Origin of the sequence: Agromyces humatus (assembly GCF_021228295.1) — a bacterium.
Taxonomy (GTDB): Bacteria; Actinomycetota; Actinomycetes; order Actinomycetales; family Microbacteriaceae; genus Agromyces; species Agromyces humatus.
Window position 1 is genome coordinate 335,458 of record NZ_JAJQPD010000003.1, and the last position, 24,912, is coordinate 360,369.

Annotated in this window: 22 protein-coding genes; 10 read left to right on the forward strand and 12 right to left on the reverse strand. The window is 69.9% G+C overall.

What is annotated here, in order from left to right; all coding sequences use genetic code 11:
* Positions 1-27 precede the first annotated feature (27 nt).
* Positions 28-924: an NAD(P)-binding domain-containing protein gene (locus tag LSF15_RS06825; RefSeq protein ID WP_232497770.1), complete on the forward strand. Its 897-nt coding sequence runs from the start codon at positions 28-30 to the stop codon at positions 922-924.
* A gap of 103 nt (positions 925-1,027) precedes the next feature.
* Here the strand turns inward: LSF15_RS06825 and LSF15_RS06830 are convergent, their stop codons facing one another.
* Together LSF15_RS06830 and LSF15_RS06835 are read right to left on the reverse strand one after the other, a co-directional pair.
* The gene (locus LSF15_RS06830; RefSeq protein WP_232497771.1) at positions 1,028-2,167 is read right to left on the reverse strand and encodes an epoxide hydrolase family protein; all 1,140 of its coding nucleotides are present in this window, start codon (positions 2,165-2,167) and stop codon (positions 1,028-1,030) included.
* A gap of 129 nt (positions 2,168-2,296) precedes the next feature.
* Complete coding sequence (locus LSF15_RS06835) at positions 2,297-3,361, reverse strand: class I SAM-dependent methyltransferase (protein ID WP_232497772.1); 1,065 nt, start codon at positions 3,359-3,361, stop codon at positions 2,297-2,299.
* A 129-nt stretch (positions 3,362-3,490) separates the two neighbouring features.
* On the opposite strand from LSF15_RS06835, the gene LSF15_RS06840 reads away from it, so the two are divergent.
* Entirely contained in the window at positions 3,491-4,525 is a 1,035-nt protein-coding gene (locus tag LSF15_RS06840; RefSeq protein WP_232497773.1) for a GlxA family transcriptional regulator, read from the forward strand.
* A 25-nt stretch (positions 4,526-4,550) separates the two neighbouring features.
* Here LSF15_RS06840 and LSF15_RS06845 read toward each other — a convergent pair whose 3' ends face one another.
* Positions 4,551-5,573, reverse strand: coding sequence for a LacI family DNA-binding transcriptional regulator (locus tag LSF15_RS06845; RefSeq protein ID WP_232497774.1), 1,023 nt, complete (start codon positions 5,571-5,573; stop codon positions 4,551-4,553).
* A gap of 130 nt (positions 5,574-5,703) precedes the next feature.
* On the opposite strand from LSF15_RS06845, the gene xylA reads away from it, so the two are divergent.
* Positions 5,704-6,897 (forward strand): xylose isomerase, encoded by a 1,194-nt coding sequence (gene xylA, locus LSF15_RS06850; RefSeq protein WP_232497775.1) that lies wholly within the window; start codon positions 5,704-5,706, stop codon positions 6,895-6,897.
* A gap of 6 nt (positions 6,898-6,903) precedes the next feature.
* On the forward strand, positions 6,904-8,322 hold the full coding sequence (xylB, locus tag LSF15_RS06855; protein ID WP_232497776.1) for a xylulokinase: 1,419 nt from the start codon (positions 6,904-6,906) through the stop codon (positions 8,320-8,322).
* An 18-nt stretch (positions 8,323-8,340) separates the two neighbouring features.
* On the opposite strand, the gene LSF15_RS06860 is transcribed toward xylB, so the two are convergent.
* Positions 8,341-10,884 (reverse strand): DUF4062 domain-containing protein, encoded by a 2,544-nt coding sequence (locus tag LSF15_RS06860; RefSeq protein WP_232497777.1) that lies wholly within the window; start codon positions 10,882-10,884, stop codon positions 8,341-8,343.
* 137 nt (positions 10,885-11,021) lie between these two features.
* Here LSF15_RS06860 and LSF15_RS06865 point away from each other — a divergent pair, with 137 nt between their 5' ends.
* From LSF15_RS06865 to LSF15_RS06875, 3 genes are all read left to right on the forward strand, one after another.
* Positions 11,022-11,444, forward strand: coding sequence for a pyridoxamine 5'-phosphate oxidase family protein (locus LSF15_RS06865; RefSeq protein ID WP_232497778.1), 423 nt, complete (start codon positions 11,022-11,024; stop codon positions 11,442-11,444).
* Positions 11,445-11,552: 108 nt separating this feature from the next.
* Positions 11,553-12,470 (forward strand): DNA-3-methyladenine glycosylase family protein, encoded by a 918-nt coding sequence (locus LSF15_RS06870; RefSeq protein ID WP_232497779.1) that lies wholly within the window; start codon positions 11,553-11,555, stop codon positions 12,468-12,470.
* A gap of 156 nt (positions 12,471-12,626) precedes the next feature.
* Entirely contained in the window at positions 12,627-13,145 is a 519-nt protein-coding gene (locus LSF15_RS06875; RefSeq protein WP_232497780.1) for a hypothetical protein, read from the forward strand.
* 6 nt (positions 13,146-13,151) lie between these two features.
* On the opposite strand, the gene LSF15_RS06880 is transcribed toward LSF15_RS06875, so the two are convergent.
* Together LSF15_RS06880 and LSF15_RS06885 are read right to left on the reverse strand one after the other, a co-directional pair.
* A complete protein-coding gene (locus tag LSF15_RS06880) occupies positions 13,152-14,024 on the reverse strand; it encodes a carbohydrate kinase family protein (protein WP_232497781.1) in 873 nt (290 codons plus the stop codon).
* Between the two features lie 25 nt (positions 14,025-14,049).
* Complete coding sequence (locus tag LSF15_RS06885) at positions 14,050-14,454, reverse strand: winged helix-turn-helix transcriptional regulator (RefSeq protein WP_232497782.1); 405 nt, start codon at positions 14,452-14,454, stop codon at positions 14,050-14,052.
* A 111-nt stretch (positions 14,455-14,565) separates the two neighbouring features.
* Here LSF15_RS06885 and LSF15_RS06890 point away from each other — a divergent pair, with 111 nt between their 5' ends.
* Complete coding sequence (locus tag LSF15_RS06890; protein ID WP_232497783.1) at positions 14,566-16,896, forward strand: LLM class flavin-dependent oxidoreductase; 2,331 nt, start codon at positions 14,566-14,568, stop codon at positions 16,894-16,896.
* Between the two features lie 76 nt (positions 16,897-16,972).
* Here LSF15_RS06890 and LSF15_RS06895 read toward each other — a convergent pair whose 3' ends face one another.
* Positions 16,973-17,545: a YceI family protein gene (locus tag LSF15_RS06895; RefSeq protein WP_232497784.1), complete on the reverse strand. Its 573-nt coding sequence runs from the start codon at positions 17,543-17,545 to the stop codon at positions 16,973-16,975.
* Between the two features lie 160 nt (positions 17,546-17,705).
* Between LSF15_RS06895 and LSF15_RS06900 the strand changes: the two genes are divergently transcribed.
* Positions 17,706-18,812: a phospholipase D-like domain-containing protein gene (locus tag LSF15_RS06900; RefSeq protein WP_232497785.1), complete on the forward strand. Its 1,107-nt coding sequence runs from the start codon at positions 17,706-17,708 to the stop codon at positions 18,810-18,812.
* A gap of 68 nt (positions 18,813-18,880) precedes the next feature.
* On the opposite strand, the gene LSF15_RS06905 is transcribed toward LSF15_RS06900, so the two are convergent.
* From LSF15_RS06905 to LSF15_RS06925, 5 genes are all read right to left on the reverse strand, one after another.
* Positions 18,881-19,345 carry an SRPBCC family protein gene (locus LSF15_RS06905; RefSeq protein WP_232497786.1) on the reverse strand — a complete coding sequence of 155 codons (465 nt, stop codon included), beginning with the start codon at positions 19,343-19,345 and terminating at the stop codon, positions 18,881-18,883.
* Positions 19,342-19,743, reverse strand: a complete 402-nt coding sequence (locus LSF15_RS06910; protein ID WP_232497787.1) for an ArsR/SmtB family transcription factor — start codon at positions 19,741-19,743, stop codon at positions 19,342-19,344. The genes LSF15_RS06905 and LSF15_RS06910 overlap by 4 nt, the downstream gene beginning before the upstream one ends.
* 50 nt (positions 19,744-19,793) lie before the next feature.
* Positions 19,794-21,200, reverse strand: coding sequence for a pyridoxal phosphate-dependent decarboxylase family protein (locus LSF15_RS06915; RefSeq protein ID WP_232497788.1), 1,407 nt, complete (start codon positions 21,198-21,200; stop codon positions 19,794-19,796).
* 210 nt (positions 21,201-21,410) lie between these two features.
* Complete coding sequence (locus tag LSF15_RS06920) at positions 21,411-21,869, reverse strand: DUF805 domain-containing protein (protein WP_232497789.1); 459 nt, start codon at positions 21,867-21,869, stop codon at positions 21,411-21,413.
* Positions 21,870-21,956: 87 nt separating this feature from the next.
* Positions 21,957-23,732 carry a cation:proton antiporter gene (locus LSF15_RS06925; protein ID WP_232497790.1) on the reverse strand — a complete coding sequence of 592 codons (1,776 nt, stop codon included), beginning with the start codon at positions 23,730-23,732 and terminating at the stop codon, positions 21,957-21,959.
* A 267-nt stretch (positions 23,733-23,999) separates the two neighbouring features.
* Between LSF15_RS06925 and LSF15_RS06930 the strand changes: the two genes are divergently transcribed.
* The gene (locus tag LSF15_RS06930) at positions 24,000-24,833 is read left to right on the forward strand and encodes a DNA/RNA non-specific endonuclease (protein WP_232497791.1); all 834 of its coding nucleotides are present in this window, start codon (positions 24,000-24,002) and stop codon (positions 24,831-24,833) included.
* Positions 24,834-24,912: the final 79 nt, after the last annotated feature.

A 24,912-nucleotide genomic window follows, 5' to 3' on the forward strand; every position in this document is an offset into this window, starting at 1 on the left:
AACCCTTCCGAGTGAGGTGGCAGCCGGATGAGTGACGTGTCTGTGATGGGAGCCGGAGCGATGGGTGGCGCCCTGGCGGGGGCTTTTGCCGTTTCGGGCGCCGAGGTGACGATCTGGAACCGGACCCGGGAGAAGGCCGAGGCACTGTCCGGCCCGCGGATCCGCGTGGCGGAATCGGTCGCCGAGACACTCTCGTCGAGTCCGCTGACGATCGTGTCGGTGGCGGACCACGAGCTGGCGCGCAACCTCGTCGACGGGGCGGGAGTGGATCTGCGCGGCAAGGTCGTGGCTTCCACCTCCGCCGTGACCCTTGATCAGGCCGAGGCCATCGATGCCGTCGTGAGCACGGCGGGAGGGCAGTACCTGGACTTGGCCATCCTGGGGGGTGCGAGCGAGGTGCGATCCGGGGCCGGGGTCTTCCTCGTGTCAGGAGACCGCGCGGCGTACGCGGCGCATCGTGAGTGGTTCGAGCGGATCGGGACGGCGACGTACGTCGACGACGTACCCGGGGCGGCATACGTGAGCGGGAACGCGGTGATCATCGGCTATCTGCCCATGGTGGTCAGCCTCCTCCAGGGGCTGCGCATCTGCGAGCAGCACGAGTTCTCCTCGGAGTGGTTCAAGGGTGCGGTGCTCGAGTTCTACACCCGCCAGATCCGACTGCTTCTTGATCTGCTCGCCGAGACGCCGGACCCCTCGGCAGCGGAGGTGGAGGGATCCGTCGATGTCATGCGCGATTGGGCGGCGGAGTTGGCCGCACTTCTCCGGGGAATGGGCCTCGACTCCGGAATGTACGACGCACTGCACCGACTGTTCGCGGCTGCGTCCACAGCAGGACACGGGGACGACGCCTGGACGCGCATCGCGGAGCACTCGGCAACCCGGACAGGCGGGTCGTCACCAACCAACAGCGGGCGGGAGTGAATACCTAGCCGACGTCTACCTGCACGACCCGGTTGCCAGCGTTGTGCGGCCAGTGCAGCGCCTCGTCGGGTTCACGGGGTGAGGACGTCGGCGACTGGTCTCGTCAACTGACGTTCGCGGGCGAGGTGTGTCGGTTGAAGTGGGTTCGGATATCCCGCGCGAGCGTGTCGGGTTCCTCAACGGCAGCAAAGTGTCCGCCGCGCGGTGCCACCGTCCACTGCTGGATGTTGTAGAGCCGCGCGTACCACTCGCGGGGCGGCTCGCCTTCGGGGACGAACTCGTGGGCGAACACAGATATTGCCGTTGGCACGGTCACGAAGTCCGTGCTCGTCAGCGGCGTGCTGTGCCACCGCGAATCGTAGTAGTCCCGCATCGACGAGGTGATCGAGTTCGTGGACCAGTAGAGCGTGAGAACCGTGAGCAGGAAGTCGGTCCCGAAGTGCAGGTCAACGTCGCCATCGCTGTCGCTCCAACCACGCCATTTCTCGATCAACCAGGCCGCGAGACCCGTGGGTGAGTCCGCGAGACCGTACCCGAGCGACTGCGGGCGGGTCGATTGGATGCTGCTATAACCACGTTCGGTGGCGTCCCATTGCTCGACGTGCTGAAGGTACGCACGCTCGGCGTCGGTGAGAGGCGGAGCGTCGGGGGCGAGCGCCGGGCTCATTTCCGGTGTTGTGAGCATGATCCCGGTCACGCGTTCAGGAGCCAGCAGGGCCAGGTGGGTCGTGACGGCCGCGCCGAAATCGCCCCCGATCGCGCCGAAGCGTTCGTACCCCAGGCGGTTCATCAGTTCCAGCCACAGGCCCGCGGTGTAGACCGCATCGATTCCCACCTCCGCTGGACGGGAGGAGAAGCCGTAACCCGGCAACGACGGGACGATCACATCGAACTGATCCGACAATCGATCCACGAGAGGAAGGAACTCCACGAAACAACTCGGCCACCCATGCGTCAGCAGCAGCGGAGGTTTTCCGCTTCGTAGGTGGACGAAATGCACACGAGTGCCCGCAATGTCGGCGGTGAACTGAGGGTATGCGTTGAGGCGCTGCTCTTGCCGGCGCCAGTCGAATCTGTCCGCCCAGTAGGTGGTGAGGCCCTTCAAGTACGCCAGATCGGTGCCTTGGCTCCAGGGTGCCCCCGGCGCATCGTCCGGCCAACGGGTAGTGCGCAGTCGGGCGCGCAGATCACCCAACACGTCATCCCCGATAGCGATGGTGAAGGGTTCAGGATCGACGCTCATGCACGAATCCTTCCCGAGCTCGCGCTCCTCGACCATCGTGCCAGTCAAGCATCGCAGCGGTCGGCCGTGCGCGGATGCCCCGGGCCGCGATGGGTCGGGGCATCCGCTCGGTTCTGCTGCGTGGTGCGCTCAGCGTTCGGCCTCGATGATGAGGTTGAACGGAGTCTCGGCGACGACCCGCACCCGGCTGAATCCCGCCCGTCGCAGTGTGTCCCTCAGTCGTGCCTCGCCGGCCTGAGCACCGAGCACGAGTTCGCCGCCGTCCGAGATCGAGTGCGCCGTGCAGATCATGCTGGATGCCGCATAGTACGTCTGCGCCACCACGCTGAGGTTGTCCTCCAGCCGGTCGGCGGCGTTCGGCTCGACGAGCAGCAATGTGCCGTCTGGCGTGAGGGCCTCTGCCGCATGCTCGAGCACTCCGATCGGGTCGCCCATGTCGTGCAACGAGTCGAAGAAGCAGATCAGCCCGAATCCCAGCGGGCGGTAGTCCGCGGCATCCACCTGCTCGAAGCTCACGCGGCCTGCAACCCCCGACTCACGCGCGTTCCGGGTCGCCTCGGCGACCGACGGAGCGTGGCTGTCGAACCCGTGGAAGCGCGAGTTCGGGAAGGCCTCTGCCATGAGCACCGTGGTGTGCCCGTGCCCGGCTCCGACATCGGCGACCGTGATGCCCCGCTCGAGAGCAGCGACGACACCGTCGAGAGCGGGAAGCCACTGCGACACGAGACTCGCGCGATAGCCGTTGCGGTAGAACGCGGCCGTCCCGTGCGCGAGACGCGGGTCGTGGTCGCCCCACGCGATGCCCTCACCGGTCTTGAACGCGTGCAGCGCCTTCGACTCATCGGCCCACATCGCCGCGGGCACGTTCCAGGCCGGCGGCAGGTACACGGGGCTCGTCTCGTCGGCGAGCACCAGGGCGTGCTCGGCCGTGAGCTCGAACGTCGCGCTCGTCGAGTGGTACGTGAGGTAGCCCGCTGCCGCCTGCGAGTGCAGCCAGTCCCGCACGTAGCGCTCGGCGGTGTCGGTGCGCTCGGCGAGCTCGTGCGAGGTGAGGGGACCTGCGCCGGCGAGAGCGCGATAGAACCCGAGTCGGGACCCCAAGCTCACCATCACCCCCAGGTATCCGGCGCCGAGGTCGTCCACCGCGCGCAGCATGAATGCCTGGAGCTCGGTTTCATCGATGGTCTTGGTCATGTGGAACAAGTTCCTTCCGTGTTTGGTTCGGTACGTGATTCCATACTCGGAGGATGCCGATTTCCCCGGCAGTGGCATCCTGACCCTCGTTCGGTTCATTCGTGCCACCATGTGTGCAGGAGGTGTGCCGTGGCCGATCGCCCTCTCACCGTGAGCGTCGTCGCGCTGCCTGACAGTGGCGTGGCAACGATGTTCGGAGTGTTCGACGTGCTGAACTCCCTCGGAGCGTTGGGCATCGCCGGCTCGGCGGCGGCGCCACCGTTTCGCGTCGAGATCGTCGGCGACGCCGCGGGGCCGCTGCTGGGCGTGAGCGGCGTACCCGTGCCCGTCGGGCGCGGCGTCGGCGAAATCGACAGCACTGACATCGTCGTCGTGCCGTCCATCGTGCTCGCACCCGACGGCTGGCAGACCGGTCGCTACCCCCACCTCGTCGACTGGGCTGCTCGCATGCACGACCAGGGAGCGCTCCTGTGCTCGGCATGCTCGGGCATCTTCCTGCTCGCCGAGACCGGACTGTTCGACGAACGAGACGTGACTGTGCACTACGACTACGCGTCGAACCTGCAGGCGACGTTCCCGCAGGTGCGCATCCACCCCGAGCGGGCGCTCATGGTCGACGGTGCGCGCGATGAGCTCGTGACGTCGGGGGCGTCGACGACGTGGCACGACCTCGTGCTCTATCTGATCGGACGATTCGTCGGGGCGACGGTCGCGCAGGAGGCGGCGCGGACGTTCGCGCTGCAGTGGCATCAGGACGGGCTCGCCCCCTACATGCTGTTCGAGGGACGCCGCGACCACGGTGACGCGGTCGTCGCTGACGCGCAGGATTGGCTTCGCGACCACTACTCGGTAGCGAGCCCCGTCGAGCAGCTGGCGGCCCGGTCGGGCCTGGCCGAACGCACGTTCAAGCGCCGATTCACCGTGGCCACGGGTGTGAGCCCGCTGGCATATGTGCAGCGGATCCGCGTCGACGAGGCGAAGCGCCGGCTGGAACGCACCGAAGACTCCGTCGAAGCCGTCGGCTGGCATGTGGGTTATGAAGACGCCGCCTTCTTCAGTCGGCTGTTCAAGCGCATCGCCGGGCTGACCCCGGGCGCGTATCGCCGACGGTACCGCGTGCCGGCGATCACGCTGCCAGGGTCGACGCCAGAAGCGCGGGAGTAGACCCCGCTCCGATTTCTGCCGCACGTCAAGAGGCCGGCGGTGCCGTGCTCTCGCGTACGACGAGGCTGGTCGCAAGGTCCATGCGGGGGGTGGTCGCAGGGGTCTCGTCGGCCAGGCGGATGACGAGCGATGCGGCCTCTTCGCCCATGCGCTTCAGCGGCTGGTGCACGGTCGTGAGTCGCGGAGTGAGCCAGCGCGCGAGCGGGATGTCGTCGTAGCCGACGACCGAGAGGTCATCTGGAACGCGGAGGCCGCGCTCGCGCGCCGCCTCGAGCACGCCGAGCGCCTGCATGTCGCTGCCGGCGAAGATCGCCGTGGGCCGGTCGGATGCGTCGAGGAGTTCGCGCGCGCGATCGCGTCCGCCGGTGACGTGGAAGTCGCCGAACCGGATCCACTCGGGATCGATCGGCAGGCCCGCCGAGTTCATCGCCGAACGGTAGCCGTCGATGCGAGCGAGCGAACACATCATGTCGGCGGGGCCGGTGATCGCGGCGATGCGGCGATGGCCGAGGTCGATGAGGTGCCGGGTGGCCGCGAGACCGCCCGACCAGTTCGCCGAGCCCACCGACGGCACGTCGGGCGACGGGTCGCCGGCCGGGTCGACGATCACGACCGGGATGGCCCGTGAGCGCAGCCGTTCGCGGTACTCGGGTGCGAGTTCGCTGAAGACGAGCACGATGCCGACGGGTCGCCTGCGCATGACGCCCTCGATCCAGTCGGGGTCGGGGGCATGGCGGCTTCCGCTCACCGTCAGCACGACGCTCAGGCCGTGGGCCTTGGCGACCGACTCGACGCCCTCGATGAGCTCCATCGACCAGATCGGATCGAGCTCGTGGAAGACGAGCTCGATGAGGTCGGACTTCGCGTCGGCACGGCCCACGCGGCGCTGGTAGCCGCGCTCGGCGAGCAGGCCCTCGACCCGCGCCCGGGTGCCGGCGGAGACATCCGATCGCCCGTTCAGCACCTTCGAGATCGTCGACAGCGACACGCCCGCCTCGTCGGCCACGGCGGCGAGTGTCACACGGTCGTCGGAGGCGGGCGTTCTCATGTTTCGAATCCTAATCCCGAAACTTGCGACCCGATCACGTCGGACCGACACGGAGTTGCGAACGCGGGCAGGGATGGCTTATGTTGTAACCTACAACAAATCACCGATGACGCTGAAAGGCGGATCCTCCATGGCTCCCGCGCCCACTCGCGACGACAAGTTCTCCTTCGGCCTGTGGACCGTGGGGTACAACGGCACCGATCCGTTCGGCGGCCCGACCCGCAACGCCCTCGACGTCGTGCATGTCGTCGAGACGCTCGCCGAGCTCGGCGCCTACGGCCTCACGTTCCACGACGACGACCTCTTCGCCTTCGGCTCGACCGAGGCCGAGCGCCAGAACCAGATCGACCGACTCAAGGGCGCACTCGCCGACACCGGCCTCATCGTGCCGATGGTGACGACCAACCTCTTCTCCGCTCCCGTCTTCAAGGACGGCGGCTTCACCGCGAACGACCGCGACGTGCGCCGCTTCGCGCTGCGCAAGGTCTTCCGCCAGCTCGACCTCGGCGCCGAGCTCGGCGCCAAGACCTTCGTCATGTGGGGCGGCCGCGAGGGCGCCGAGTACGACTCGGCCAAGGACATCCGTCAGGCGCTCGAGCGCTATCGCGAGGCCGTCAACCTGCTCGGCGACTACGTCACCGACAAGGGCTACGACATCCGCTTCGCGATCGAGCCGAAGCCCAACGAGCCCCGCGGCGACATCCTGCTTCCGACGCTCGGCCACGCGATCGCCTTCATCGACTCGCTCGAGCGACCCGAGCTCGTCGGCCTCAACCCCGAGGTCGGGCACGAGCAGATGGCGGGGCTGAACTTCGCCGCGGGCATCGCACAGGCGCTGTACCACGGCAAGCTCTTCCACATCGACCTCAACGGCCAGCGCGGCATCAAGTACGACCAGGACCTCGTGTTCGGCCACGGCGACCTGCACAACGCGTTCGCGCTCGTCGACCTGCTCGAGAACGGCGGCCCCGGTGGCGTCCCGGCCTACGAGGGTCCGCGCCACTTCGACTACAAGCCGAGCCGCACCGAGGACGAGAAGGGCGTGTGGGAGTCCGCCGCGGCGAACATGCGCACGTACCTGCTGCTCAAGGAGCGCGCTGCGGCCTTCCGCGCCGACCCCGAGGTGCAGCAGGCTCTCGAGGCCGCGAAGGTGTTCGAGCTCTCGACCCCGACACTCGACGAGGGCGAGACGTACGACGACTTCCTCGCCGACCGCTCGGCCTACGAGGACTTCGACGCCGACGCGTACCTGGGCGGAAAGGGCGGCGGCTTCGTCCGTCTGCAGCAGCTCGCCACCGAGCACCTGCTCGGCGCCCGCGGCTAGCCGCGCATGGCACTCGTCGCCGGCGTCGACTCGTCGACGCAGTCATGCAAGGTCGTGATCCGCGATGCCGCGACGGGTGCGCTCGTGCGCGAGGGCCGGGCGTCGCACCCCGTCGGCACCGAGGTCGACCCGCACCATTGGTGGGAGGCCCTGCAGTCGGCGCTCGCCGCCGCGGGCGGGCTCGAGGGTGTCGCCGCGGTCTCGATCGCGGGGCAGCAGCACGGCATGGTCGTCCTCGACGGCGAGGGCCGGGTCATCCGCCCCGCCCTGCTCTGGAACGACACGCGATCGGCGCAGGCGGCGCGTGACCTGATCGACGAGGTCGGCGCCGCAGCGTACGCCGAGCGCACGGGCGTCGTGCCGGTCGCGTCGTTCACGGCGACGAAGCTGCGGTGGCTGCGCGACGCCGAGCCGGCGAACGCCGAGCGCGTTGCCGCGGTCGCGCTGCCGCACGACTGGCTGACGTGGCGGCTGCGCGGGTACGGTCCGATCGATGCGACCGATGCGCCGCTGGGGCCCGTGCTCCACAAGCTCGTCACCGATCGATCCGATGCCAGCGGCACCGCCTACTGGGGCACCGGGGGATATGACCGAGAGCTGCTCGTGCGCGCGCTGGGTCATGACGCGGTGCTGCCGCGAGTCGTCTGTCCATCGGATGTCGCAGGTCACGCCGCGAACGGCATCCTCGTCGGCCCCGGGGCGGGCGACAACGCCGCGGCCGCCCTCGGCCTCGACGCCGCACCGGGTGACGTCGTCGTGTCGATCGGAACCAGCGGCACGGTGTTCGCCGTCACCGAGGCGTCGGTCGCGGATTCCACGGGCACCGTCGCGGGGTTCGCCGACGCGACGGGCAACTTCCTCCCGCTCATCGCCACGCTGAACGCGGCGAGAGTGCTCGACGCGACGGCAGGCCTGCTCGGCGTCGACCACGAGCAACTCGGCGCGCTCGCGCTCGAGGCGGAGCCCGGGGCATCCGGGGCCGTGCTCGTCCCGTACTTCGAGGGGGAGCGCACGCCGAACCTGCCCGACGCGACCGCCTCGTTCTCGGGGCTGACGCTCGCGAACACGACCCGCCCCTCGATCGCGCGCGCCGCGTTCGAGGGGCTGCTGTGCGGTCTCGCCGACGGCCTCGATGCCGTGCGCAGCCTGGGCGTCGCCGCAGAGCGCGTGCTGCTCATCGGCGGCGCCGCGCAGAACCCGGCGGTGCGCGCGATCGCAGCGCAGGTGTTCGACGTGCCCGTCGTGGTGCCCGAGCCGGGGGAGTACGTCGCCGACGGCGCCGCGCGACAGGCGGCGTGGGTGCTCACGGGCACTCGCCCGTCGTGGCCGGTCGCGATCGATGAGGAGCTCGTGGTCGACACGCGTGGAGTCATCCGTCAGCAGTACGCGGCGGCCGCGGCGGCCGCCGCTCCGGCCGCGTCCTGACGCACCCGGAGCGTCGCGTCACGCGAGCGCGGCCTCCACGGCATCGGCCGGCTCCATCGTCTGCCCGACCCGGCGCGCGTCCTCGAACGCGGGCGCGTCAGATCCGGCCAGCACGCGCTCGAGGTAGGGCTCGAAGAACGACAGCGGCGAGCGTGTGGGCAGGCCCTTGCGCGCCCGGATGTCCTCGGCAGCACCGAACATGCGACCGGCGCGCTCGATGTCTCCTGACGTCACGGCCGTCGCGAACATCCCCTCGAGCGAATCCGCGATCCCCTCCTCGTGCCCGATGGCCGAGGCGAGCAGGAGCTGCTCGGTGAAGCACCCGCGTGCGCCCTCGGTCTCGCCGCCGAGCAGCCGCGCCCATCCGAGGTGGCTGATGGAGACCGCTTGGCCGAGCGTGTCGTCGATGCGGCTCGCGAGCGCCCGGCTCGTCTCGAACTGCCTGACGGCATCGTCGACGCGCCCGCGCGCGAGCCAGATGCGGCCGACCATGATGCCGACGACGGCGCCGCCGAACGCCTCGTCGAACTCATCGGCCAGGCGGAGCGACCGGCGGGCGTTCCGCTCGGCGCCCTCGATATCGGGCGGCTCCTCCGCGAACTGCGCGACGGCGAGCGACGCGAGTGTGAGCGCCTCGCCGCGGCGATCGTCGACTCGGCGGAAGTACGCGACGCACCGGGCGATGGCGGGGACGACCGACTCATCCGACGTCCCCCAGTAGCGGATGGCGTTGACGCAGTACTCTGCGATGACCCTGGCCCGCTCGGTGAGCTCGACGCCGGGTTCGAGGAGCCGATTCATCCACGCCCGGATCTCACCCGCGCGCCCGCCGCCCCACCAGAACGAGTAGAGCGGCCACGCCAGTTCGGCGACGGCGTCGAACTGACGCGTTTCGAGGAGGTGGTCGACCGCCGCCCGCACCTCGTCGTGCTCGTCGAGCAGGCGGGTCACCCTCTCGACCTGCAGCTGCCAGTTCGCCGCCGAGCCTGCTGAGGTCGCGAGCCCGACGTAGAACCCGGCATGCCGCCCCTGCGCTTCGGCCAGCCGCCCATGCTCGGCGAGACGGTCGCGACCGTACTCGCGCACGGTGGCCAGCATCGTGAACCATGCCCGCGGGCCTCGATCCTGCTCACGCACGAGACTGCCGTCGACGAGTGCTCCCAGCGCCCCGATCGCGTCGACTCCGCTGACACCGTCGGACATCCACTCGACCGCATCGAGCCCGAAGCCGGTGCGGAAGACGCCGAGGCGCAGGAGCAGTTCCCGTTCTCCTTGCGAGAGCAGCTGGGCGCTCCACTCGATCGTGGCTCGCAGTGTGCGCTGCCGTTCGGGGAGATCGCGCGCTCCTCCGACGAGCAGGGGCAGCGCGTGGTCGAGGCGTTCGAGCAACGTGGATGGCGTCAGCACGCGCAACCGTGCGGCGGCGAGCTCCAGCGCGAGCGGCACGTTGTCGAGCGCCTCGCAGATCGCGACGACGTGCCGGGCGTTGGCGTCGGTGAGTTCGAAGTCGGGCTTGACCGCGCGGGCGCGATCGACGAACAGCTCCCCGGCCTCGCGCGACGGAAGCGGTCCGAGCGGGACGTTCTGCTCGCCACGCACCCTGAGCAGGATTCTGCTGGTGGCGAGGACTGATGCATCCGACTGGCCGAGCAGGGCGGTGAGCTTCGGCGCGGCATCGACCACCTGCTCGACGTTGTCGAGCACGAGCAGCACCCGACGACCGGCGAGCGCGCTGGAGACCTTGTCGGCGATCGGTCGATCGCCGGCATCCCGGATGCCCATCGCATTCGCGACCGCCGTGATCACGAGGCCGGGTTCCAGCACGGGAGCGAGGTCGACGAACACCACGCCGTCGGGGAACGACGGCTCCGCATCGCGCGCCGCGGCCACGGCGAGCCGGCTCTTGCCGATACCGCCGGGGCCGGTGACGGTCACCAGGCGCTGGCCGTCGCGGGTGAGCATTCTCGTCAGGGTCGCGAGTTCGTCGGCGCGGCCCACCAACCGGGTGAGTGGAGTCGGCGGTCGCACGGGTTCCGTCGAGAAGACCTCGGCCGCGGGAATCCCGAGGTGCTCGTGCCGGCCCCCGCCCGCGTCGAAGCGCTCGGCGAGCAGCGTCGCGAGGTCGGCGGTGACGAGATCGGCGAGCGATGCGGCATCCGTGAACTCGACGTACGACGCGCCGTCACCGTCGCGGATCCGCGCGATCAGGCCGTCAAGCCGCTCCTGCCGGTGCGCGCTGCGCTTCAGATAGATGAGTTTCGGGATGTCGGGCGCGAGGTTCCACTCGTCCTCGAGCCCCGACACGTCCTCGCCGGGGGCCACCCAGCCGTACTGCTCCCAGTAGAGGCCGACGAAGATGTCGCTCTGGTCGAGGTAGGCGCGGTACAGCTCCCTGGGCGGGTGCGGCCGCGCGCCGAGCTCGAACATCACCGGCGCGAGTGCGAGCCGCTCGATCGCCGATCGCACCGCGCGCCGCTCGGGCGCCAGCTCCTTCAGCGTCGAGCTGACGAAGACGCGCAGGCGCTGGTCGGGCGTCCGGATGCCACCGGCCACCGGGTTCATGCCCCACAGTCTCGTGGTTCGTCCGCACCCGTGTCCAGATGCAGCCGGATTGCGAACTGTCTCGGCATCGAGCGAACATGGGCCGTGACCCGCGTCGCACTCTGGCCGCGATCGAACGGCGGTGGCAGACTCGAGGCATGAGCGATCACGTCGACGGTCGAACGCCCACCCGCCACCTCTCCGAAGACGAGTGCTGGCAGCGCCTTGCCGACGCACCCTACGGTCGCATCGCGATGAGCGCGGCCGGCGAGGTCGACGTGTTCCCCGTCAACCACGCGGTCGACAACCGCACGATCGTGTTCCGCACGTCGGCGGGCACGAAGTTGCTCGAGCTCACCATCCGGCACGGCGTGGCGTTCCAGATCGACGGCTACACCGACGCCGAGGCGTTCAGCGTGGTCGTCAAGGGCGTCGCCCAGGAGTTCGACCGCCAGGGCGAGGTGTACCAGGCCGAGAAGCTCGGCATCACCCCGTGGGCTCCGGAAAACAAGGACAGGTGGGTGCGCATCACGCCCACCGAGGTGCACGGGCGCCTGTTCGAGCGGGCCTCGGGTTCGTAGGCTGGTTTCGTACGACATCGTGAGCGTTCGGTGTCCGACCAGGGCTGAAGTGTCGTCCGAACCCGATGCGGACGGCCCGCTGTCAGCCGCGTGCGGCACACTTGAGCCGTGATCGCGGACGAGGCCCTGAGCTGGCGGCCGCGGCATCCGACCGACCTGCTGCAGACGGTGGGCGTGCTGCGCCGGGGCGGCGGCGACCCCGCGTTCGCGCGTGACTCGGCAGGCGCGGTATGGCGCACGACGCGCACCGCCGACGGCATCGCCACGATCCGGCTGAGTCAGCCGTCACGAGATGGGCTGCGATGCGAGGCCTGGGGCCCCGGCGCGGCGGCGGCCGTCGCCCAGGCGCCCGAACTGCTCGGCGAACGCGACGACCCGAGTGAATTCGACCCCCGGCTGCCGCTGCTCGACGACGCACATCGCCGCAACCCCGGGCTGCGTATCGCACGCTCGGCGCAGGTGTTCGAGGCGCTCGCTGCGGCGATCCTCGAGCAGAAGGTCATCACGCTGCAGGCGCACGACTCATGGCGTCGCCTGGTCGCCGAGTTCGGCACGCCGGCTCCCGGCCCGACGCCGAGGCCCATGCGCGTCGTGCCCTCGGCCGACGAGTGGCGGGCGATCCCCAGCTGGAAGTGGCACCGCGCCGGCGTCGACCCGCGCCGGGCGAGCACCCTGCAGAACGCGGCGCGTTACGCCGGTCGCCTCGAAGAGGCGGTGTCGATGAGCGCCGCAGATGCCGCAGCTCGCCTCACCCTCATGCCCGGCATCGGGGCGTGGACGGCCGCCGAGGTCGCGCAGCGCGCGCTCGGCGACGCCGATGCCCTCTCGGTGGGCGACTACCACCTCGCGAACTTTGTCGGCCACGCCCTCGCGGGTCGCGACATGACCGACGACGAGATGCTCGAGACCCTGGCACCGTGGGCCGGTCACCGCTACCGCGTGGTGCGCCTGCTGGGTGCCGCAGGCGTGCGGGGCCGGCCGCGGCGCGGGCCCAAGATGTCGTTGGTGGATCACCGTGCGATCTGACGCGGGCCGCGCTGCGGCATCCGATCGCTCGGCCTCCGCGATTGCCCGGCGCTTCGCCCCGATCACTCACCGCACAGGCATAGCCAACGCATACCTTTCTCGCGTACCGTCGCTGACGCGGCCCGAATTCGCCGCGCTCCCAAATCGAAGGACATCATGACTTCCACCACGCCCCGCTCCCTCAACCTGCCGCTGCTCGGCGCCTGGCTCGCCGCAGCGGTCATCACGATCGCCGGCGTGGTGCTGTTGATCACCTCGAACGCCGCGCAGGTGGCCTACTACACCGAGCAGATCGCCGATCCCGCGCCCATTCTGGCGGCGCAGTCGGGCACGACGCTCGGCGGCCTCCTCATCGCGGTCGGCGTGCTCGGCCTCGTCATCGCGCTGGCCACGCAGGCGCTCATCGGTGCGGCCGACCGTCGTCACGCCGAGTCGGTGCTCGCGGTCGACGAGTTCTTCGACCTCGACGAGGAAGACGGGCTCGACGTGCTCGACGCCGAGCGCGCGCCCGCCGCTGCTCCGGGTGCCGTCGCTGCGCCGGCCCTCGTCGACGACGCGGCGCCCGCGGCCGCCGCCGAGACGACTCCCGCACCCGCGACCGAGGCGGCACCCCTCACCGACGCCGCGCCGGCCGACGAGCCCGCGAAGACCGCCGAAGCGCCCACCGAGAAGTAGGTCGCGTCAGCCGCCGAGCGCGGCGTCGAGGCTCGGGTGCAGATGCCGTGTTCCGAGCACGGATGCCGCGTGCTCGGCGCCCGCCCGCAACGCGTCGGGCACCTCGGCGCCGGCCAGCGTGGCATCGAGCACGCCGGTCATGAACGCGTCGCCCGCGCCGTTCGTGTCGAGCACGTCGACCGGCACGGCCGCGACCTCGTGGCGCGACATCCGCCCGCTCGCATCTCGGGCGACGGCGATCGCGCCGCGCTCGCCGAGGGTGCACACCACGAGTGAGGCGCCGGCCTCGGCCTGCGCCTGCATGAAGGGCAGCGGGTCGGGGCCGATGCGGTCGGCGTTCATGAAGATCACGTCGGCGGCCTCGATGAACGACCGGTGGAACTCGGCGGTGCCGTCGTAGTCGTGGATGTCGGTCCAGATCGGGCGCCCCGTGGCGGTCGCGAGCGGGATCAACTGCTGGGCGACGGGGGCGAGATCGAGCACGATCGCGGATGCGGCGGCGATCGCCGCTGCGACGGGCTCGCTCGGGGGATGCGAAGCGGTCGGCGTCGCGAGGTAGAGCGAGACCCGTTCACCCGCCGGGGTCATGAGGTTGAGGTGGCGCTCCGTCGCGCCGCCCGCGCCCGGGATGACCGTGACGCCCGCGGATTCGAGCAGGCCGCGCACGCGCTCGCCGTCGACGTCACCGCCGAAGAGCGCGTGCAGCACGACCGGCCGGCCCAGTCCCGCGAGTCCGAGCGCCTTGCCGGCCGACGTCCCGCCGACGGTCTCGTACTCGTCGAGCGCGAACTGCATGTGCGGCACCGGCTCGGGCAGGTGGTCGAGGTAGACGATGCGGTTCCATGAGGCGGCGCCCGCGACGAAGACGTGTTCGGTCACGTCGACCATTCTGGTGGGTTCAGAGCTACCCGGTGGGGCGCTCGGCGTCGTGGCCGAAGGCCGTGCCCCACTCGACCAGAGGCTGCAGCACCTCGATGAGGCGCAGTCCGGCCGCGCTCGGCGTATAACTGATCGTCACGGGGGTGGTCGGGCGCACGTGCCGTTCGATGAGCCCTTCGATCTCGAGCTCGCGCAACCGTGCGGTGAGCAGCCGATCGGAGATGCCGGTGACCGCCGCCCGGTACTCGGAGAAGCGGCGTGCGCCGCGCACCCCGGCGAGCAGGATCGCCGCCGTCCACTTTCGACCTGCGAACTCGACCGTCGCCTGGAAGCGGCGGCACGCGGCCTCGTCGATGTGCCCGAGGTCGTGCAGGCGTTCGCGGTGCCGGTCGAGGTCGGCGACCGGGGGAGTGGGCTCATCACTAACCATGAGTAAGTAGCTTACCCGAAACCTGCGCGTGGGGCGTCCGATCGCCAGAATGGAACGTGCGCGCCGCAGACGTGTGCGCCCCACGACCCGCAACCGACCGATCGGAGCACGATGCACTACGGCCACGAGCTGCAGTTCGGCACCTTCATCACCCCGACGAACGACCCGCCGCACACGCCCGTGCGGCTCGCCGAGCTCAGCGAGGCCGTCGGGTACGACCTCGTGACCTTCCAGGATCACCCCTACCAGCCGCGCTTCCACGACACGTCGACGCTGCTCACCTGGGTGGCGGCACGCACCGAGCGCATCCACCTGTCGGCGAACGTCGCCAACGTGCCGCTGCGCCTGCCCGCCGTGCTCGGCCGGGCGGCGGCGAGCCTCGACCTGCTCTCGGAGGGCCGATTCGAACTCGCGCTCGGTGCGGGCGGATTCTGGGACGCGATCGAGGCGATGGGCGGCCGGCGGCTCACCCCCGGGCAGGCGGTCGACGCGCTCTCGGAGGCCATCGACATCATCCGCGGGGTCTGGGATCAGGGCGAGCGGACACGGTTCGAGGTCGACGGCGCGTACTACCGCGTGAGCGGGGCGAAGCGCGGGCCTGCGCCGGCGCACAACATCCCGATCTGGATCGGCGCCTACAAGCCGCGCATGCTTCGACTCACCGGACGCAAGGGCGACGGCTGGGTGCCGTCGCTCGCCTACATGAAGCCGGGGGAGTTCGCCGAGAAGAACGACATCATCGACGACGCCGCGACCGCGGCGGGTCGCGATCCCCGCGAGATCCGGCGCATCGTGAACATCGGCGGTCGGTTCACCTCGGGCAGCGCCGCGGGCGGCGGTGCACGCGGCGGCTTCCTCGACGGGCCGGCCCAGCAATGGGTCGAGCAACTGCTGCCCTACGTCGTCGACGACGGCGTCGGCACCTTCGTGCTCGCGAGCGACGATCCCGGCACGATCCAGCACTTCGCCGAGCAGGTCGCACCCGCGCTTCGCGAGGCGGTCGCCGGAGAGCTGCGCGAACGTCGCGTCGGTCAGGCGGGCGAGCTGCGCGGGTCGGATGCCTCGCTCCTCGCACCCACGTACACCTCGCGGAGCACCGCGGTGCGGGCCAAGCGCCGCGACGGCATCGACTACGACGCGGTGCCCGAGCACCTCGCCGCGAAGGCGATCGAGCCGGGCGATGCCGGGTTCGCGCGCGTGAAGTCGACCTACATGCGCGGCGGCTCGCCGGGCCTCGTGCTGCAGCCGGCGAGCAGCGACGAAGTCGCCGCGGCGCTCTCGTTCGTGCGCGAGAACCCGACGGTGCCGTTCGGCGTGCGCAGCGGCGGCCACGGCATCAGCGGCCGCTCGACCAACGACGGCGGCATCGTCATCGACCTCTCCGACATGCGCGACATGCGGGTGCTCGACGCGACGCGGCGCCTCGTGCGCATCGAGGCCGGCGCGCGCTGGCAGGACGTCGCGGCGTTCCTCGCCCCGCACGGATGGGCGCTGTCGTCGGGCGACTACGGCGGGGTGGGCGTCGGCGGCCTCGCGACCGCGGGCGGCATCGGCTGGCTCGTGCGCGAGCACGGACTCACGATCGACCACCTGCGTGCCGTCGAGGTGGTGCTCGCCGACGGTTCGATCGTGCGAGCGGATGCCTCGAACCATGCCGACCTCTTCTGGGCCGTGCGTGGGGCGGGCGCGAACTTCGGCATCGTGACCGCCTTCGAGTTCGAGGTCGACGAGGTCGGCGCCGTGGGCTTCGCGCAGTTGTCATTCGACGCGAGCGACATCGCAGGATTCCTGGAGTCGTGGGGCGACTGGGTCGTCGACGCGCCGCGCGACCTCACGAGCTTTCTCATCGTGAGTGCCGGACGTGCTGGTCAGCCGCCGATGGCGCACGTGATGGCGATGGTCGACTCCGACGACCCCGACACCGTGCTCGAGCGGCTGCAGCCGCTCGCCGATGCCGCACCGCTCGTCGGGCAGGACGTACGCATCACGACCTACCAGTCCGTCATCTCGAACGCGGGCGACGCGAGTCACGGCGCCGAGGGCGAGCCGACCGCGCGTTCCGCGCTGATCGGGCGGGTGACCCCGTCGTTCGCCGCCGATGCCGCGCGGTTAATCGAGAGCGGCGCCACGTACTTCTTCCAGTTCCGAGCCGTCGGCGGCGCGGTGCACGACGTGCCGGTCGACGCCACGGCGTTCGCACATCGCTCGGCCGAGTTCTCGGTCGTGGCGTTCGGTTCGAACCGCCGGCACACGAACGAGCGCTGGAACGAGTTCATCGCCCCGCACTCGAGCGGTGCCTACCTGAGCTTCGACACCGAACCGGGCCGAGCCGCAGTCGAGGCGGCGTTCCCGCCGGCGACGCTCGCACGGCTTCGCGAGCTGAAGCGTCGGTTCGACCCCGACAACGTGTTCCGCGACAACGCGAACATCACGCCCGCGTAGCGGGCGCGCACGCGACATCCGTTCACGTCGGCTCTGCGGGCGGGTGCGGGGGTGACCACGCTCCCGCGTCGGGCAGCTACTGCGCGGCTTCGGGGGCGGTGCCGCGCTTGATCGCCGAGATCTCGAACTCGAGCGTGATCTTCTCGGAGACGAGCCAGCCTCCGGAGTCGAGCGCCATGTTCCACTCGAGGCCGTACTCGCGGCGGTCGATGCGCCGCGTGCCCTCGAACCCGGCACGAAGCGCGCCGAAGGCGTCGGTCTGCGCGCCGGTGAACTCGAGCGGAATGGTGATCGACTTCGTGACGTCGCGGATCGTCAGGTCGCCCGATACCACGAGCGCGTTGTCGCCGACCTCCTCGATGCGGGTGCTGCGGAAGACGATCTCGGGCCACTTCTCCGCGTTGAAGAAGTCGGCGCTGCGCAGGTGCTCGTCGCGCTGCGTGTTGCGGCTGTCGATGCTGGCGACCCCCAGAGCGATCTCGGCGGTCGACTTGCTCGTGTCGTCGAAGTCCACGTGCAGGCTGCCCGTGACCTCGTTGAAGGCACCGCGCACATTGGCCACCATGGCGTGCTTGGCCGAGAAGCCGATGCGCGAGTGAGCCGGATCGAGATCCCAGTCGCCGCTCAGGTCGAGTTCGTTGTCGGTCATGATCTCCCCATGCATTGATGCAAAACCCGCTCAGTCTTTCATCCGCTGGCTGATCGAATGCTCCACATTTCGTTCGATGGCTTCCGGGCACGCCCTGATTCCCGGTGTGCGCCGACAGGCGGACACTAGGCATGAGGAACACTCATGAAAGAGGTGTGCCATGTCCGTGACCATCGGCGGCGTAGAGCTCTACATGGGACCGAAGTCGGTCGGCGCCCCCGACGACCTCGATCTCGCCATCCGCGACTTCATCGGCGCGGCCGAGCACAGCCTCGCGATCGCCGTGCAGGAGATCGACTCGCGACCGATCGCCGAGGCGATCCTCGAGGCGAAGCGGCGAGGGGTGCGGGTGCGGGTCATCCTCGAGGGCGACTACCTCACCGAGGAGAAGGCGCTCGCCGATCCCTGGAACAGCAAGGGCGCGCACGAGGAGAACCGCTTGATCCAGGGCGCGCTGCTCAAGGCGAAGGTCGACGTCATCACCGACCTGAACCGCAAGATCTTCCACCAGAAGTTCATCGTGCGCGACTCGCGCAAGCCGCGGGCCGCCGTGCTCACGGGGTCGACCAACTTCACCCTGACCGACACCGGCACGAACGCGACCGCGGGAATCGGTTCCGGACAGAACCTCAATCACATCGTCGTGCTGCACGGACAGCGCGCGGCGACCGAGTACGCTCGCGAGTTCGAGCGCATGCGGTCGGGCACCTTCGGCGACCTGCACGAGCGGGTCGAACCCAAGCCCAAGGAGTTCGACCTGCCCGCCGTGCGGATCAAGCCCCTGTTCGCACCGCGGCACGGTCCCGAGATGGAGATCATGAAGCAGATGCTGAAGGCGAAGGACTCGATCGACTTCGCGGTGTTCACGTTCTCGCAGTCGTCGGGCATCGACGACACGATGATCCGGATCCGCCCGCTCGTCGGACGTATCCGCGGCGTGCTGGACCGCGACCAGGGCGCGGCGAAGTGGGCGGCGACGAGCAATCTGGGGCACGGCGACGTGCAACTCTTCGCCAACAAGCGCAACACCGGCGTGCGCAAGCTGCACCACAAGCTCATGGTCATCGACGAGCGCATGCTCATCGTCGGCAGCTTCAACTACACGGAGCCGGCGAACACGCTCAACGACGAGAACATCATCGTGATCGGCGACCTCGAAGAGCAGGATGCCGTCGCCGAGGCGGCCCAGCGCGAGCTCGCCGCCTACGCGCTCACCGAGATCGATCGCATCATCGCCGACCTGTCGTCACCGATCCCCGTCGTGTGAGACCGTGAATCACGGATGTCCCGCCCCGGCGGACTCGTCGAGGTGCGACATCCGCAGCCCGCAGCCGATCAGACCCGCGTGAGGTAGGCCTCGATGCGGTCGAACGCGCCGACCCACGCCATCGTCTCGAAGAAGTCGCGGATCTCGGGCGTCGGGAATCCGGTCTGCACGACCGTCATGAGGGTGCCGCCGTCGACCGCGTCGAAGGTGACCTCGATGTGCGTGGTCATCTCCTGGCCGCTCGGGTCGCTGCCAGTGGACTCGGTCACGAGCCGGTGCGGGCGGTCGATCTCGAGGAAGGTCTGCACCTCGGTGAACAGCGTGTCGCGGTCGGGACCCCACACCGCCTTCTGCGTGCCGCCGACGCGCAGGTCGACCTCGATCTCGACGATGCCCGGCTCTTCGTCGAGGATCGAGAACCAGATCTTCTGCCTCTCGGCGTCGGTGTAGGCGTCGAAGACCGCCTCGGGACTCGCGGGCAGCTGCCGCGTCATGCGCAGGCCGATCGTCTCGTTCGTCTGGGTGTCGCTCATGATTCCGTTCCCTTCGATTCTTGCTTCGTTTCGTCGTGCAGGGTGAAGTACGCCTCGAGGCCGTCGAGCCTGCGCTCCCAGAGGCGCTGGTAGAAGCTGATCCACGCCATGGCGTCGTCCAATCGCTCGGTACCGAGCCGGCACTGCCGTACACGGCCGACCTTCTCGGTCGTCACGAGGCCGGCCGCCTCGAGCACGTCGACGTGCTTGCGGATGCCCGTGAGCGTCATGCCCGCCGGCATCGCGAGCTCGGTGATCGTGGCCGGGCCGTCGCCGAGCCGGGTGAGGATGCCCCGCCTCGTCTCGTCGGAGAGGGCCGCGAACGCTCGATCCAGCGCCTCGCGCCCCGATGTCTCGCGCCCCGATGCCTCGCGCCCCAATGCCTGTTGCTGAACCATGTGGTTCAGTGTAGAACACTGAACCACAAAGTTCAATATCCATCTGGAGACTACATGGTGTCGAGGATCGCGACCAACTGCTCGAACGTCGTGTTCGGGCTGACGATCGCGAAGCGCGTGTTCGGCCTCCCGCCGTGCGAGCTCGGAGTGACGAACGCGCGCTGCTCGTCGAGCAGTCGTGCCGACCAGGCGTTGTAGTCGGCCTTCGTCCAGCCCTCGCGCTCGAACACGACGACCGAGAGCTGCGGGTCGCGTACGAGCGAGAAGCCCTCGCGCGACTCGATCTCGCGGGCGATGTCGGCGGCGAGCGTGATCGAGTGGCCGATGGCCTCGCGGTATGCAGCGCCACCGTAGGTCGCGAGCGAGAACCAGAACGGCAGGCCGCGGGCGCGGCGGGTGAGGTGCGCGGCGTAGTCCGACGGGCTCCACTCGCTCGTCTCGGTGAGGGTGTCGAGGTACTCGGCATGCTGGGTGTGCGCCCGGCGCCCGGCCTCGGGGTCGCGGTAGATGAGCGCGCACGCATCGAACGGCGCGAACAGCCACTTGTGCGGGTCGACGATCACCGAGTCGGCGTGCTCGACTCCGGCGAAGCGGGCGCGGGTCAGCGGCGAGAGCATCGCGGCGAGTCCGTAGGCGCCGTCGACATGCAGCCAGAAGTCGAAGTCCTCCTTGAGCGCGGCGATCGAGGCGACGTCGTCGACGATGCCGAAGTTGGTCGAGCCCGCGGTCGCCACGACGGCGAAGACGGATGCCCCGTGCTCAGCCAGTGCCGCCCGCACGTCGTCGCCCCGCAGCATGCCGTCGTCGGCCGGCTTCACGGGCACCACGTCGACGTCCATGACGCGTGCGGCCGAGGCGATCGAGGAGTGCGCCTCTGCGCTGCAGACGACCTTCCACCGGCCTCCGGGCGGGGTCGGGGCATCGGGAGCACCGGACTCGGCGAGCACGTGCCGCGCGTGGTCGCGTGCCGCGACCAGCGCCGAGAGGTTGCCGAGCGTGCCGCCCTGCACGAACACGCCGCCCGACGTCGCGGGCAGGCCGAACTCGTGGGCGAGCCACGAGAGCACCTCGTTCTCGGCGTACACGGCTCCGGCGCCCTCGAGCCAGGAGCCGCCGTACAGCGCGCTCGCCGAGACGACGAGATCGAACGCCGTCGCGGCCTTCGTCGGCGCGGTCGGAATGAACGAGAGGTATTGGGGGTGGTCGGTCGTGATGCACGCCGGTGCGAGCACGTGCTCGAACACCGAGAGCGCCTTGGTGGCTCCGATGCCGCGCTCGGTGATGGTGCGACCGGCGAGGCGCGTGAGCTCGGCCTCGGTGCTCGGCTTGTCGAGCGGGGTGTCGTCGCTCAGGATGCGGCGGCGCGAGTAGTCGAGTACGAGGTCGACGATCTGCTCGGTCTCGCCTGAGACGGTGTGCATGCGGTTCGCCGATGCGGGCTCGTGCCGTGCGTTCATGGGTGGATCCTCTCAACTGCCCGGCCCGGGGCTGACCGCGGGCCCGGAGAAGGTTCGCACACGACCGGGCGGTTCTGCAAAAAGACGCTGGAGAATCGGCGCTAGACGCGCGATCTCCGCGTCGAATCAGGAATCTATGCACATTCAGTGCGTCGTCTCACGGATGCCGCAAACCGAAGCTGCGACATCCGTGAGCCGTACTCGCAACCCCTATGCGCGGTCGAAGCGCGCGCCCGCCGGGACGGAATCGAGCAGCATGAACACGAGCAGGATGATGCTGCCGACGAACGGGATGAAGGCGAGGAAGAAGTACCCGCCCGACCGGTTGGTGTCGTGCAGGCGGCGCCACACGAGGGCGAGCCCGGGCACGACCGTGGCCAGCGCCCACGCCGCGTAGATCGCCACGCCGAGGCCGAACAGCGGGCCGGGAACCATGCCACCGGTCGCGCTCGTGGTCGCACCCGAGAAGGCGAGCGTCATCATCAGGCCGTACAGCACGCTCGAGATGATCACGCTCGCGAGCGTCCACCACCAGTACTCGCTGCGGCTGGCGCGACCCGAGAACGTCGCGTACTTGGTGAAGAACCGCGAGACGGCCTGGCCGAAGCTCGCACCGTAGAGCGGTGCGGCGAGCGGAACCTGAGTGGTCGGCACGGTGGTGTTGGTCATGGAACTCCTTCGGGATCGGGTGGCGGCGGTGTGCGCCGCGCCAATACTGTCGGACGCCGGGTCCCGAGCGATAGGGGGAGCGGTGCCCTATTCCGCTCCCGGCCCTTTCAGTTCGATGCTGATCTGCTCGGCGTCGAGCTCCTCGAGGGCGGCACCGAGCGCGGCCGCGCTGAAGAGTCCCTCGTCGCGTGCGTCGAGCAGGGCCTCGCGCTCGGCGCGGATCATGCGCAGTCGCAGCAGCCGCACCTGCTCGGCGTCGATCAGGCGATCGGATGTCCCGTGGCCGCGGCCTGCGGCATCCGCACCGGTCTTCGCAGCGGTGGCCGGCGTCGGCTCCTCGTCGGCGCCCTCGTCGGCCGACGTGAGCCAGGCCGCCCGCATGCGCTCGGCCGTCGTGCGCAGTCGCGGGTCGAGCGAGTCGTCGGCGTCGAGCTCGTCGAACGCGGCGGCGCGCATGACCCGCTTCAGCTCGTGCCGCTCGGCGTACGTGTCACCGGGGTCGCGCACCGGCAGCAGCCACCGCACGAGCCACGGCAGTGTGCCGCCCTGCACGAGCAGCGATCCGACGGCCACGACGAACGCGATGAGCACGAGCATCGCGCGACTCGGCGTGTCTGCGGGAAGGGTCTGGGCGGCGGCGAGGGTGACGACGCCGCGCATGCCCGCCCAGACCACGATCGTTCCCTCGCGCCAGCCGAGCGTCTCGTCGAGGTAGTAGTCGATGTCGGCGACCCGGCGGCGCATCATGGTGCGGAACCGTTCGGACTGCGCGGTCGAGGGCGCGCGCGAGCCGGTGGGCGAACCAGCCGTCGCGCCCGGCGGGAGACGCCCGGCTCGGTCGGCCAGCATCTGCTTGAACTCGCCGCCTCGCCGCGCGCGCCGACCGAGCGCCGCGAGCAGCGGCGCCACGTAGGCCGCGCGGATCAGGATGACGGCGACGAACGCGATCGCCGCGATGCGGATCGCGGCCCACACGCCCTCGTGCGCACGCTCGACCTCGTCGACGATGGCGGCCAGCTCGAGCCCCATGACGAGGAACACCGCGCCCTCGAGCACGAGCTCGACGGTGCGCCAACTCTGCACGTCCGAGAGCCGATGCTGCGGTGACAGGAACCGCGCCGCCCCCCGCCCCGTGATGAGGCCGGCGACGACCGCGGCGACGAGACCCGAGGCGCCGAGCTGCTCAGCCGGGATCGACGCGATGAAGGGCATCGTGAACGAGATCACGGTGTTCACGGTCGGGTTCGACACGCGTGCGCGCAGGCGCAGGTTGAGCCATCCGACGATCGCGCCGATCACGATCGCGACCGCCACCGAATAGACGAACGTGCCGACGACGCCCCAGAGCGTGACGGATGCCGCTGCGCCCGCGATCGCCGTGCGCAGCAGCACAAGCGCGGTCGCGTCGTTCAGCAGACTCTCGCCGTCGAGCATCGCCGAGACCCTCGGTGACACTCCGAGACGTTTGACGATCGACGTCGCGACGGCGTCGGTGGGGCTGAGGATCGCACCGAGCGCGATGCCCATCGCGAGCCCGAGGTCGGGGATGAGCCAGGTGAAGAGCACCCCGAGCAGCACCGAGGTGATCACGACGAGCACGACCGAGAGGCCGCTGATGGCGGTGAAGTCGCGGCGGAACTCCATCGTCGGCATCGACACCGCGGCCGAGTACAGCAGCGGCGGCAGCACACCGGCGATGATCCACTCGGGGTCGACCTCGAACGGGGGCACCTCGGGGAGCAGGCTCACGCCGATGCCCACGAGCACGAGCAGCAGCGGCGACGCCACGCCGAGCTTCGGGCCGATCGCGGCCGCGCCGGTGATCGCCAGCAGCGCGAGTACCGCGATGACGAGCAGTTCCATCGGCGCCGAGGCTACTCGTCGTCGTCGTCGTTGTCGTCGTGGCGGCGGGGCGGAGCCGGATTGTCGATCGCCGGGTCGTGGTCGGGCAGGTGTTGCGTCGTCATCGGCTTCCCCCTCCACCGATCGCGGAATGCCGCGAAGCCGGGTGCGTGCCCCGTGGTCGGCAGAATGGCACGGCACGGCGTGGGCCGCAATGGTCGCGTTCGCCTCGCGTTCGCCTCGCGTTCGCGCTCGCGCGATGTGGGCGGGTCGTGGTCGAGTGGTCGCATGGGCTTCGATGCGCGGTTCCTGGGGGTTCGAGCGGCGATGCCGCGATTCGAGGCGACGGATGTCTCGACCGGCGTCGTTCGCGAGGCCACCGTCGAACTCGACTACCGGCATTTCGCGGTGGTGCTCGACACGACCCGCCGCTTCGCGCGTGCCACCGGCGTCAACATCGACGGGGCGGCGCTCGTCGACCTCGACCGCGGCGGCAACGAGTGGCGGTTCGACGAGCGCATCCCCGCCGACTGGCAGGCCGGACCCGAGGTGTACGCCCGCAACGACCTCGACCGCGGGCACCTCGTGCGCCGTCGCGACCCGGTGTGGGGCGCCCCCGCGGTCGCGGCGAAGGCGAACGCCGACACGTTCCACTACACGAATGCCGCGCCCCAGGCCGCGGGCTTCAACCAGTCGAAGGAGCTCTGGCTCGGCCTCGAAGATCACGTCCTCGAGCACGCCGCCGCACACGGGCAGCGGCTCAGCGTGTTCACCGCCCCGGTGCTCGGCGAGGCCGACCCGCCCTACCGCGGTATCCAGGTGCCGCTGCGGTTCTGGAAGATCGCGGCATGGAACGCCGGCACCACCGACGACGCAGAGCTCGCCGCAGTGGGGTTCATCCTCGACCAGGCGCCGCTGGTCGACACGAGCGAACTGCGCGAGTCGACTCCCGGCGAGGCGCCCGCGGTCGGCCCGTTCCGTACCTTCCAGGTACCCATCGGCGACATCGCGGTGATCACGGGGCTGCTCATGCCTGAACTCGTCGCCGCCGATCGCCTGCCGGCGACCATCGCCGCCGCGGGATGGCGCGAGCTCGAGACATCCGATCAGATCCTGCTCTGAGTGAGCCCGGCTCAGGCGACGGGCGAGGAGTCCTGCAACGCGTGTGACCTTCTGGGGGTTCGGCGACATTCCTGTAGTG